The sequence below is a fragment of the Pseudomonas sp. H11T01 genome (genome assembly GCF_048515765.1).
Lineage (GTDB): Bacteria > Pseudomonadota > Gammaproteobacteria > Pseudomonadales > Pseudomonadaceae > Aquipseudomonas.
This window is the reverse complement of record NZ_JBLYED010000006.1, coordinates 315,930-327,056: the sequence shown is the minus strand read 5'-3', so window position 1 is coordinate 327,056 and position 11,127 is coordinate 315,930. Positions and strand designations below refer to the sequence as shown.

General features: G+C 58.0%; 13 protein-coding genes. 3 read left to right on the top strand and 10 right to left on the bottom strand.

The genetic code is table 11. The features are described from left to right. Positions 1-246: 246 nt before the first annotated feature. The 8 genes from ACN1C3_RS10990 to ACN1C3_RS10955 form a co-directional block, all read right to left on the bottom strand. Positions 247-495, bottom strand: a complete 249-nt coding sequence (locus ACN1C3_RS10990; RefSeq protein WP_419115826.1) for a hypothetical protein — start codon at positions 493-495, stop codon at positions 247-249. Between the two features lie 255 nt (positions 496-750). Beyond that, positions 751-993, bottom strand: a complete 243-nt coding sequence (locus tag ACN1C3_RS10985) for a hypothetical protein (RefSeq protein WP_419115825.1) — start codon at positions 991-993, stop codon at positions 751-753. A 172-nt stretch (positions 994-1,165) separates the two neighbouring features. Then, a complete protein-coding gene (locus ACN1C3_RS10980; RefSeq protein WP_419115824.1) occupies positions 1,166-2,269 on the bottom strand; it encodes a bifunctional transcriptional activator/DNA repair enzyme AdaA in 1,104 nt (367 codons plus the stop codon). Between the two features lie 104 nt (positions 2,270-2,373). Next, positions 2,374-3,414: an EamA family transporter gene (locus ACN1C3_RS10975; RefSeq protein WP_419115823.1), complete on the bottom strand. Its 1,041-nt coding sequence runs from the start codon at positions 3,412-3,414 to the stop codon at positions 2,374-2,376. A gap of 34 nt (positions 3,415-3,448) precedes the next feature. Continuing rightward, positions 3,449-4,069 carry a LysE family translocator gene (locus ACN1C3_RS10970; RefSeq protein WP_419115822.1) on the bottom strand — a complete coding sequence of 207 codons (621 nt, stop codon included), beginning with the start codon at positions 4,067-4,069 and terminating at the stop codon, positions 3,449-3,451. A gap of 286 nt (positions 4,070-4,355) precedes the next feature. Continuing rightward, the gene (locus tag ACN1C3_RS10965; protein WP_419115821.1) at positions 4,356-4,889 is read right to left on the bottom strand and encodes a hypothetical protein; all 534 of its coding nucleotides are present in this window, start codon (positions 4,887-4,889) and stop codon (positions 4,356-4,358) included. A 54-nt stretch (positions 4,890-4,943) separates the two neighbouring features. After that, positions 4,944-5,426, bottom strand: coding sequence for a TIGR03067 domain-containing protein (locus ACN1C3_RS10960; RefSeq protein WP_419115820.1), 483 nt, complete (start codon positions 5,424-5,426; stop codon positions 4,944-4,946). A gap of 145 nt (positions 5,427-5,571) precedes the next feature. Beyond that, positions 5,572-5,856 carry a hypothetical protein gene (locus ACN1C3_RS10955; RefSeq protein WP_419115819.1) on the bottom strand — a complete coding sequence of 95 codons (285 nt, stop codon included), beginning with the start codon at positions 5,854-5,856 and terminating at the stop codon, positions 5,572-5,574. 270 nt (positions 5,857-6,126) lie between these two features. Between ACN1C3_RS10955 and ACN1C3_RS10950 the strand changes: the two genes are divergently transcribed. After that, the gene (locus ACN1C3_RS10950; RefSeq protein WP_419115818.1) at positions 6,127-6,714 is read left to right on the top strand and encodes a LysE family translocator; all 588 of its coding nucleotides are present in this window, start codon (positions 6,127-6,129) and stop codon (positions 6,712-6,714) included. Between the two features lie 122 nt (positions 6,715-6,836). Here the strand turns inward: ACN1C3_RS10950 and ACN1C3_RS10945 are convergent, their stop codons facing one another. Together ACN1C3_RS10945 and ACN1C3_RS10940 are read right to left on the bottom strand one after the other, a co-directional pair. Then, a complete protein-coding gene (locus ACN1C3_RS10945) occupies positions 6,837-7,670 on the bottom strand; it encodes an AraC family transcriptional regulator (protein WP_419115817.1) in 834 nt (277 codons plus the stop codon). 37 nt (positions 7,671-7,707) lie between these two features. Next, entirely contained in the window at positions 7,708-8,211 is a 504-nt protein-coding gene (locus tag ACN1C3_RS10940; protein WP_419115816.1) for a VOC family protein, read from the bottom strand. 244 nt (positions 8,212-8,455) lie between these two features. Between ACN1C3_RS10940 and ACN1C3_RS10935 the strand changes: the two genes are divergently transcribed. Both ACN1C3_RS10935 and ACN1C3_RS10930 read left to right on the top strand, forming a co-directional pair. Beyond that, positions 8,456-8,911, top strand: coding sequence for a (2Fe-2S)-binding protein (locus ACN1C3_RS10935; RefSeq protein ID WP_419115815.1), 456 nt, complete (start codon positions 8,456-8,458; stop codon positions 8,909-8,911). A gap of 49 nt (positions 8,912-8,960) precedes the next feature. Further along, entirely contained in the window at positions 8,961-11,126 is a 2,166-nt protein-coding gene (locus tag ACN1C3_RS10930) for a molybdopterin cofactor-binding domain-containing protein (RefSeq protein WP_419115814.1), read from the top strand. Position 11,127: the final 1 nt, after the last annotated feature.

Here is an 11,127-nt window from a genome sequence, read left to right as displayed (position 1 = left end):
ACTCGGGTTGGTCTCAATACTGGATACGATAAACCGGCTTAATCGCATAACCTGAACCGCCGTATACGGAACCGTACGTACGGTGGTGTGAGAGGACGGCGGTTGTGAGACCGCCTCCTACTCGATTCGATTAGTAGCTGTACTCATTCATTCCTCGAGCCAGGTATTCATGACGTTTAGGTGATTTTCTGTGGCTTAGGGCACGTATCTTGGGAGGTTGTGTCGATAAACGCGTAAGGGACGGGGTTAGATCGCCATCGAATATTGGCCCGGTACCGAATGGAGGATGTAGGCCAGGTTGTGCCAGGGGTGGTGACAGGTACCGGCGCGGGAACAGTTGAGATCGTGTACAAACGGCAGGTTGCCCTCACTGGCTTTCTGCCCGGCACCGCAGGCAGTACAGCGCAAGTAGATGCCCGTCAGCAACCAGTGACGCGAATGTTCCAGCACATGTTGATCCAGCGTCGACAATCCCTCGATCAGTTGTTCAGTCATGGCTACGTCCATTTTTTTATGACTCAAAGGTTTCACGTCAAACCACCCAATGGGTCAACGGTAGACCAGCACCTGCCAAACGGGTAACCGCCAGACGCAAAAAAAGCCCACCGGAGTGGGCTTTGCTGTGGGGGCATTTACCTTATGGGCCATGTCCGTTGTTCATGACGTGTAGTGTGATGTGGAACGATTGATCGAGTGGATAAACCTGATGGGCGCCGTGGGGCGTGACACCGTTATATTCACCATTCGCGCTCACGCGGGCTTCACATTCTCCTCTATCTGCCGCACCGCCTGCGCATCAGCCTGGAGAAGCTTGAGCTTCAGCTTTTCGAAGTCTTCGCTGTTCACCCAATCAATGCGCCATAGCATGTACAGCATGCCCTGAGCCTTGTACAACGCTTCCAGGCGCTCGGCATGATTGTCAGTTCGGCGTATGTCATCTGTCGCTTCCTCCAGGTCAGCCAGGGCCTGCGCTTTGTTCTTGCCATAGCTCATGGTGGGACTCCTGATCTGTTCTATTGCGCACCGTATTGGTCACGATAATTCGGTCGCGTTCCGATTAATTTGGCCGCCGCGAGGCTTAAGCAACGTCAAGTACAAATCCCTGGTGCGGCCTTGCATGACCTCATCGAACGACACAACCTCTTGTTCATAATCATAGCGCCGGTCACGGGCAGCCGGCGGGACAATGACGGGTGGTGGGTTTCGAGGTCTGTACTGCTGCTTTCTCCAGTCTGAGCAAAAACGCTTTACGCGGTTGTCCGCCGCCATACCCGGTTAACGAACCGTCCGCGCCAATGATTCGGTGGCACGGCACCACAATGGCGATGCGGTTATGGCCATTGGCCAAACCGACGGCCCGGCTTGCGCCTGGTTTACCCAGCTTCGCGGCTATTTCGCCATAAGTCCGGGTCTGCCCGTAGGGAACCCTCGCCAGTTCAGCCCAGACTTCAATCGCGAATGGGGTGCCTGGCATCTGCAGCGGGACGTTGAAGTCTGTCAGTTTGCCTTCGAAGTACAGGCCAAGCTCGGTTTCGATCTGCCGAAGATGCGCGTTATGCCCCGGGGCCACGGCGTACCCATAGCGGCTCTGCAACTCTTCGACTTCCTTGGTCAGCGCCGGTCGATCGAGAAACTCCAATAGCACCAGTCCACGACTTTCCGCCATGGCGATCATCGGCCCCAGCGGTGTTGTCAGCCGGGTGAACAGCAGCGGCTCGCGGGTCGCCGTACGTCCTGGTGTGGTGTGGAAAGACTTCTGAAACGCGTCGCGGAAACCACTGAGCGATTCATACCCTGAGTCAAACGCCGCGTTGTCGATGGACTCGCCCTGTTTGATGCCGCCCAGCGCCATACCCAGGCGCCGTGCCCGAATATACGCGTGAAACGTCATGCTGAAATGCTGCTTGAACCAGCGCCTTAATTTCAGCGGCTCAATCCCTCTGGCCTCCAACTGCGCATCCGTCCAGCGCACTTCAGGGTCAGCTTCCACTGATTTGAGTAATGCCTGCACCCAGTCGGGAGCGATAGCCGCCGCGTCCAACGGCTTGCAGCGCAGGCACGGTCGATAGCCTGCCGATAGCGCGTCGTCAACATGGGCGAAGAACTCGACGTTTTCCGGCTTCGGTTTGCGCGCCGTGCAGGTCGGGCGACAAAAAATGCCGGTGGTTTTGACCGCGGTAAAGAACACCCCCTCATAGGCGGTGTCTCGTTCGAGCATGGCGCGAACCATCTCGGTGTGGGGCGGGAGCAGGGCGTTTTGTAGGTTCATGGACACGAGTCTAGAGTGACCGGCGCTGTGCCTCCACCGGAGAATCGACAGAGAATTTTGGCTAAGCAACGCCTGCCCGGACGTGAGCCTTTTTGAGCGTGACCTCAGTGTTTATGCCGGTGATGAATGTCCGGGAAGTGCGGATGGCTGTGCCGGATCGGCGCATGATCGTGTACGTGGCTGTGGGGCTCTGTGCCATCCCACTCAAACGAATGTTCGTGTTGATGATGCTCGTCGTGAACATGACGATGGCTGTGGTGGAGCGGGTCGTGTTGGTGATCGTGGGCATGGCTTTCGGTGAGGTGAATCCACACGCCGATACCCATCAACAAGGCAGCAGCCCAAAACGTGATGGACACCGGCTCGCCCAGCATCAAAATCGAAATGGCGGCCCCCAAAAACGGTGCCGTAGAAAAGTACGCGCCCGTGCGTGCGGTGCCGAGCCCTCGAAGCGCCAGAACAAACAGAACCAGGCTGATGCCATAGCCAAAGAAGCCAACGATCAGCGTCGGGCCAAGCACGGAAAAATCCGGAATCCGAGCTCCAAGAAAAAGCGCCAGAGAGCAGTTCACCACTCCGGCCACCAAACCTTTGATGCCTGCAATAAACAGGGCATCGGAGGCCGACACCTTGCGCGTCAGATTGTTATCGATGGCCCAGCAAAAGCAGGCTAAAGCGACAGCCAGTGGCCCAAGCCACTCATAAGATTGAGTTGTACCCTGCGGCCACGCCAGGATGAGGCCTCCGGCAACGATTGCGATCATACCCGCCACGATCCGGCGGTCAGCATTCTCTTTGAAAACCACCCACGCCAGTAATGCCGTCAGTACGGCTTCCAGATTGAGCATGAGTGAGGCAGTCGAGGCAGATGTTCGGGTCAAACCAAACATCAGCGCGACTGGGCCAAGAACACCACCGAAAGCAATTGCGCTGATTAGCCATGGCCATTCTGACGGAGTAAGGCCGGTTTTTTGCCAGCGGCGGTCGCGGACAAACCTGACGACTGTCAGGCCAATGCCGCTACCCAGGTATAAGAGGCCGGCGAGCAATATCGGAGAGATATTAAGGCCTAAGAGTTTGGCCAGTGGTGTACTCGCACCAAACAGTGCGGCCGCCGCCAGTGCGTAGAAAATGCTTACGTTCATTTACCCTGAACTCCGAGGCTCGCGCTGGAATCTCTCAAGCCCGGCGCGCCATCAACAATACCGAAGCAGCACCCGACAACAGCCCGGCGCAGCAACGGTTGAAAATACGCTTGCCGCGCGGCTCGGCGAACCAGCGGCGCATGTGCAAGCCCATATAGGCGTAGGCGCTGATGGCAATCCACTCCAGGCACAGGAACAACGCGCCGAGCACCGCGAACTGTGGCGTGACCGCTTGTGTCGAGTCGACGAACTGCGGCAGGAAGGCGGTGAAAATCAGAATTGCCTTGGGATTGCCTGCCGCTACCAAAAACTCCTGCCGCGCCAAAGCCAGTACCCCGACTGGCGCAGTCGCTGCGGCGTGCTCAGTTTCAGGGTTTGCCCGCCACAGCTGAATTGCCAGGTAAAACAGATAGGCCGCACCGAGGATTTTGATCCCGTAGAACAGTAGCTCAGAAGTTTGTAGCACTACCGCCAGACCGGCTGAGGCGAGGGCGATCATCCCGGCAAAGGCCAATAGGCGGCCAATCCCGGCGATACAGGAAGTGCGGTAACCGTAGCGAGTCGAATTGCTGACCGACAGCAGGTTGTTCGGACCGGGGGCCATGTTCAGGGCGAAGCAGGCCGGGAGAAACAGTGTAAGTGTCGCGAGATCCATGATGGGCTCCATGGGGTGTTTTTTACGAGTGCCTGGCTGCTTTGTACCTTGATCGCAGGTGGCATACAGCAGATGCGGAGAGTGTATGTGATGCGGATGGAAAAAATCAGACTCCTCTTTTTGAAGGGGACAATTTCGCCAAAGCGATACCAGGATTGGGGAAACTGCCCCGTAAATGGGGGCATGAGGGGTTGTCTAATCCCCGGGTGTTCGCCTCCCTTCTTACAAAAAAAACCTATAAAGCCTGCCCCCAAGACTCTATAGGTTTTTCAGTCACTGCAGCCTTTCAGGTACCGCTCTTGTCATCGCCAGGCTCGCCGCCTACGTGAACGCCATGATCATCGCCAGGCTTGTCGCCTACGTGAACGCCATGATCATCGCCAGGCTTGTCGCCTACGTGAACGCCATGATCATCGCCAGGCTTGTCGCCTACGTGAACGCCATGATCATCGCCAGGCTCGCCGCCTACGTGAACGCCGTGGTCATCGCCCGGCTCGTCGCCTACATGAACGCCGTGGTCGTCTCCTGATTCAGCATGACTTCCATTGCGGCCAGAGTCTGAATGGCCTTCGCCGGCATGCCCATCGCCATGACTGCTGCCACCGCCGCCTCCACCACTACCGCCTCCACCACTGCCTCCACCACTGCCGCCTCCACCGCCTCCACCACTGCCGCCGCCACCACCACCGCTCCCACCGCCACTACCACCTTCCTTGGCATATGCGCTCGAAAAGCCGGAAACTGTGTCAGGTACCAGTACCATTGATGTCGATAAAATTGCGCCGATAGCCAATGCTAATAAAGGCTTTGTAATAAGCATATTGACCTCCACTTTGACTCCCTGGGTAGGAAGTTCGATGAGGGACGGAGCAAATCACAGGCCAACTACTGGATCGACTACTGATATGCGGCCACCAAACTGGGTGTTTGGATTGCCTGCCACGTGGTGTCGCTTGCGAATGAAGGTGCGCATGGTTTCGCCCTTTTGGGTGCGAAACTCTTTCGGTCTGTCGCAACCTTCGTCGCCGGCAATAAAGACAAAATGATCGCCTTCCAGTTGATAACTGGCGGGTAATTGCTTTCCTTGGTCCGCTCCCATCGAATCAATCCAGGTGATGGATTTGGGTGTGGTGGAGGCGTCAAGGGTAAAACTGCCGGCCAGCAACAACGTACCGTCGGGCGTAACCACCCTGAATTGATTGCCTTCAATGGTGGTCAGCGCACCCGGCGCTCCATGTTCATCAGGCGGATTCGAGACGCCGCTGTCTTCCAGGTCGATTTGTTCCCACGAGCCTTGCAGGGCCTGCCGGTCAAATTCGCTGCCGGGGTCATCCTGAGCATTCAAAAGACTAAACATCCAAATTCCTTTTTATTGGCGCGATGCACTGCGACGCAGGCCGTCGTCGGGCCTGAAAATACATCACGGACGCGCACGATGGCTACCCGTCTGACCGGGCAGCCCTCATCGCAACCAACGCTGAACTTGAATGTGTCTGTGAAAACTAGACGTAAGGCTGACCATGGAATCCCCGTGGGAGCCGCTGCTGGCCTGGCATGTCGGTGAGTCTTTTCATCCAGGATGCGCGCCAGTCAACTGCGGCATGACCAATCTTGGCTTTGCGGGCCGCTCTGCGTGCGGCGTTGCGTGCATCTTTTCTGGCGTCTTTGAAGGCGTCGGTGTTGCGACAACTGCGGCATTTTACGCGCGCAAATTCAGTGGTGGAGGGGAGGTTGTCGCCATGGTGGCCGCAGGCCAGATGCCCGGCGGTCCTGAAGTGGGTAACCATCTGTGAATCTCCTTCGCAGTGAGTGCGGAAAAGGGATTCGCAGCCTGTTTAATTGATTGAAGACGGCCTTAGGCCCGTAATCGGTCGCGATCCCGTAAAGGGTTGGACATCAGCGCACAGGGCGCGTTCGCGGGGGAGATGAACGCTTGGAGGGGTACTTACAGAGCGAATCTTGCTGTGCGCCACGAGGGTGTTTTTCTTCAATACGGGTATCGGCGCGTTCTTTACCTTGATCGCTGGAATCACCACTGATCTGAAGAAGGTAATGCGATGAGCTTGATCATTTCCATGGCCGCGTTTGCGCTGGCCTCCTCGATCACCCCAGGACCGGTCAACATCGTCGCTCTGAGTTCGGGTGCGCAATTCGGTTTTCGCGCCAGTCTGCGGCATGTGGCCGGCGCGACCCTCGGTTTTGTGTTGTTGTTGGTGCTGATGGGGCTGGGCCTGCATGAAGTGCTGCTGCTCTGGCCGTTTCTGACGCGTGTCGTGCAGCTGGCCGGAGTAGCGTTTCTGTTGTTCATGGCCTACAAACTGACGGTTGACGATGGTCGGCTGAATACCGAAGGCGCTGACAGGGCGCCGTCGATGTTCTACGGCGCAGTAATGCAATGGCTCAATCCAAAAGCCTGGCTGGCCTGCGTGGCGGGGATGGGGGCGTTTGCCGCGAATGGCGAAGCGTCTTTGATCTGGAAGTTTGCAGCGGTGTATTTGGTGGTCTGCTATGTATCGGTGGGGTGCTGGGCGTATGCGGGGACTTTTCTGCGTCACTATCTGGGCAATCCCAAGGGGATGCGGCTGTTCAATCGGGTGATGGCGTTGCTGTTGGCGGCGAGCGCGATTTATTTGTTGTTGCCGTAAACGCAGAGGTCTCTGTAGGAGCGAGCTTGCTCGCGATGGACGTTAACGATGACGCGTGTTTTCTGAATAAACGCGTGCCCTTGAGTCCATCGCGAGCAAGCTCGCTCCTACAGGGGCTGCGGTTACCCCCGATACTGCCCCGGTGTCGCGGCCAGATGCTGCTTGAACGCCCGTTGAAAATGCGCCTGATCGGCAAACCCTGCTTCCAGTGCGACATCGGCAATCAGCTTGCCGCTGCGCAGTTGCGCCCGGGCGAACTGGATGCGTCGGTTGACCAGAAACGCGTGGGGCGTCATGCCGTAGTGCTGCTTGAAGGCGCGGATCAGATAGGAAGCCGATAACTGCGCCGCTTCGCAAATGTCTTCGAGCTTCAATGACAAGGTGCAATTGTCGCGGATGTACTGCGCGGCCCGTTCCAGCTTGAGGTTGACCTCACGGTCGGGGAGCTCGACGGGGTTGAGTCTTTGCTGCAATTCAGAGAAAAACGCCACCGCGCTGCTGTGTTTTTGCAGCGGTTCGATCTGTTCGTCGACCAGCACTTCATACAACCGGTTCAGCCCTGCATAGAGGTTGGCGTCGGTGGTATGGGTGACGGAAAAAGCCCTGAAATCCAGCGCCTGGCTGAACCCCAGTTGGTGCTGAAGATCGGTCAGCCAAGGCGTATCGACATAGAACATTCGATACGACCAGGGCTGATCGTCGATCGGGTTGCAGGCATGGACGTCACCAGGATTCATTAGCACCACGGTGCCAACGCCGACCTGCAGATGGCTGTTTTCATGGATGTAGGTGCTTTGCCCGGCGGTAATTGCACCGATGGAAAAGTGCTCGTGGGAATGCCGGGCGTAGCAGACCTTGCGACCGTCTGCGATGGAACGGGCTTCGATGAAGGGCAGGGCCTCGTCACGCCAGAAGCGCGGTTCCTTGTCAGCATCTTTCGCAGGGGGGGAGGTCATCGTCGGGCGTCCATCGTCAGGCCAGCTCTGGAGTGTATTAGCTCTGGCCGGCAAACGCTTGTTCAAGTGCGGCGATGTCGATTTTCTTCATGTGCAACATGGCTTGCATGGCTCGCTGGGATTTTGCCGTGTCGGGATCTTTCATCATATGCATCAAAGCGATCGGAACAATTTGCCAGGACACACCAAATTTATCCTTGAGCCAGCCGCACTGCTGGGCCGCTTTGTCGCCGCCCTCAGACAGGGAGTTCCAGAAGTGATCGACTTCATCCTGGGTCTGGCAATTGACCTGGAACGAAACGGCTTCGTTGAAGGTGAACACCGGACCGCCGTTGAGGCCGGTAAAGGTCTGACCGTCCAGCTCGAAACTGACGGTCATCACTGACCCCTCGGGCCGGCCATGAAGTTCGAAACCGGCTTTGCCATAGTGGGTGATGGCGGTGACTTTCGAGTGATCGAAGATTGAGCAATAGAACTCGGCAGCCGCTTCGGCCTGGTAGTCAAACCACAGGCAGGGAGTGATCTTTTGAATGCGTTGCATGGCGGTTTTCCTTGTCGGGTGGTCACGCTGGAATAAAGCTTAGCCCGCTGACTGTCGTCTGGCGGTGCCATAGATCGACAATTATGTCCTGACCTTTTTTCATGACCGGTGGTCGCTGAACATGGCTGGCCCGGCAAAGTGCGCTTAGCTCTATGGATAAACCCATGCGCGCGTAGACCGGGTTGGCCACAGCGTCGCAGCTCAGGGACACCGTGTGTCCGGACATCGGCATGAGGAAAGCGCAATGCTGACGCTCAATATCAACGCCAAAGAGCAGCCATTCGACGTCGCCGATGACATGCCGTTGCTCTGGGTGCTGCGAGATGTGGCGCACCTGACGGGCACCAAGTTTGGCTGCGGCATAGCGCAATGCGGTGCGTGCACCGTGCATGTCGACGGCGCGCCGCTGCGCTCCTGTATCACCCCGGCTTCGGCGGTGGCCCAAGGGCAAAAAATCCTCACCATCGAAGGCTTGTCGACAGACGGTTCGCACCCGGTGCAACGGGCCTGGGCCGAACTCGATGTGGTGCAGTGCGGCTACTGTCAGTCCGGGCAGATCATGTCGGCAGCGGCCTTGCTGACGAAAATCCCGTCGCCGACCGACAGCGATATCGATCATGCCCTGTCGGGGAATATCTGTCGGTGTGGTACCTATCCACGTATTCGTGCTGCGGTGAAGCGCGCGGCCGAGCTCGGCTGAAAAGCCGCTGCGCGCCGTTGGCACGACCCTGTGGGCTGGAGGCTCGGTGATGAACAGTGTGATGGAGATTTCCCGGCGTAACTTTCTCAAAAACACGGTGCTGATAGGCGGCGGTCTGGTCGTGGCTTTTGTCATTCCCGGGGCCAATCGTTTCACTCAGGCTGAATCAGGGCCGGACACGCCTTTTGCCCCCAACGCCTTTCTGCGCATCGCCAGCGATGACAGCGTCACCGTGGTGTTGGCGCATTCGGAAATGGGTCAAGGCATCTGGACCGGGTTGTCCATGTTGATCGCCGAAGAGCTGGATGCCGACTGGTCGAAAATTCGCGTCGAGCATGCTCCGGCCGCAGCGGTATATGGTTTGCCGGCGTTTGGCGGGATGCAGATAACCGGTGGTTCGACGTCCACCTGGATGGAATTCGACCGCTACCGTCAGGCCGGGGCAACAGCGCGGATGATGTTGATCGAGGCGGCGGCCAAGCGCTTTAACGTCGCGCCCTCCGAGATTCGTACCGAGCAAGGGCAGGTAATTGCCGGTGACCATCGAGCCAGCTATGGCGAGCTGGCCAATGAAGCCGGGCAGCTCCCACTACCGGATCCGGCATCGATAAAGCTCAAAGAGGCGAAAGACTGGAAAGTGATCGGCAAACCGACCAAGCGCCTCGATACACCGGAGAAAATCACCGGCCGTGCCCAGTTCGGCATGGACGTGCAATTCGAGGGTTTGCTGACGGCAATGGTCGCTCGCTCACCGGTGTTCGGCGGCACCGTCAAATCCTTCGATAGCGCAGCGGCCCTGGCCGTGCCGGGAGTGCGCAAGGTGGTGCAGGTGCCCACGGGTGTCGCCGTCGTTGCCGAGCATTTCTGGGCGGCGAAGCTGGGCCGTGATGCGCTGAAAGTCGACTGGGACCTGGGTCCCCATGCCGACCTGGACAGCGAGAAGCTACTGGAAACTTTTCGCAAGCTGGCGACCACCCAAGGCACGTCGGCGACTCAGGCTGGCGATGTGGTCGGCACTCTGGCCAAAGCCGCGAAAACCGTCATTGCCGAATACAGTGTGCCCTACCTGGCCCACGCACCGATGGAACCGCTCAACTGTACGGTTAAGCTTACTGCAGACACATGCGAAATCTGGACCGGTACTCAGTTTCAGACCATGGATCAGCAATCGGCAGCGAAAATTACCGGATTGAAACCTGAACAGGTGGAGATCCATACGACCTTTCTGGGCGGTGGCTTTGGCCGGCGAGCCAACCCTTCGTCAGACTTTGTCAGCGAAGCGGTCCAGGTGGCCAAAGCCGCCCAGGCACCGGTCAAAACCGTCTGGGCCCGCGAGGATGATGTGCGCGGCGGCTACTACCGATCGGCTTTTTTGCATCAGGCGCGCATCGGTCTTGGCGCCGATGGGCTGCCGATCGCCTGGAAGCATGTGCTGGTGGGGCAGTCGATCATGGCCGGCACGTCGTTCGAGGCCGGTTATGTAAAAAATGGCATCGACGGTACGTCCGTCGAAGGGCTGGCCGATGGGCCTTATATGAAAGGTCTGGCGAACCATCAGGTCGATCTGCATTCGCCGAAAACCGGAATCCCAGTGTTGTGGATGCGTTCGGTCGGGCACAGTCACACTGCGTTTGTCGTGGAGTCGTTGATCGATGAAATGGCCACGGCGGCCGGTAAGGACCCGGTTGAATATCGACGAGTATTGCTTAAGGACCATCCGCGGCATTTGGGCGTGCTGAATCTGGCAGTGGAGAAGGCCGGGTGGGGCTCGCCCTTGCCCGATGGGCATGCGCTGGGCGTTGCCGTGCATGAGTCGTTCGGTAGTTTCGTCGCTCAAGTGGCTGAGGTTTCGCAGGACAACCTGGCGATCCGCGTGCACCGGGTGGTCTGCGCCGTGGACTGCGGCATTGCGGTGAATCCGGCAAGCATTGCCGCGCAAATGGAGTCCTGCATCACTTTCGGTCTGAGTTCGACCTTGCACAGCAAACTCACGATCAAGGCGGGACGTGTTGTGCAGTCCAACTACCACGACTATCAGGTATTGCGCCTGAATGAGATGCCGTTGGTCGAGGTGCATATCGTGCCCAGCACCGACAAACCCGGTGGTATTGGTGAAGCCGGCGTGCCGCCCACTGCGCCGGCGGTGGCCAACGCAGTGTTTGCCCTGACTGGCCAACGGTTGCGCGAATTGCCGTTGCAGCTGGCGGGGGTGTGAG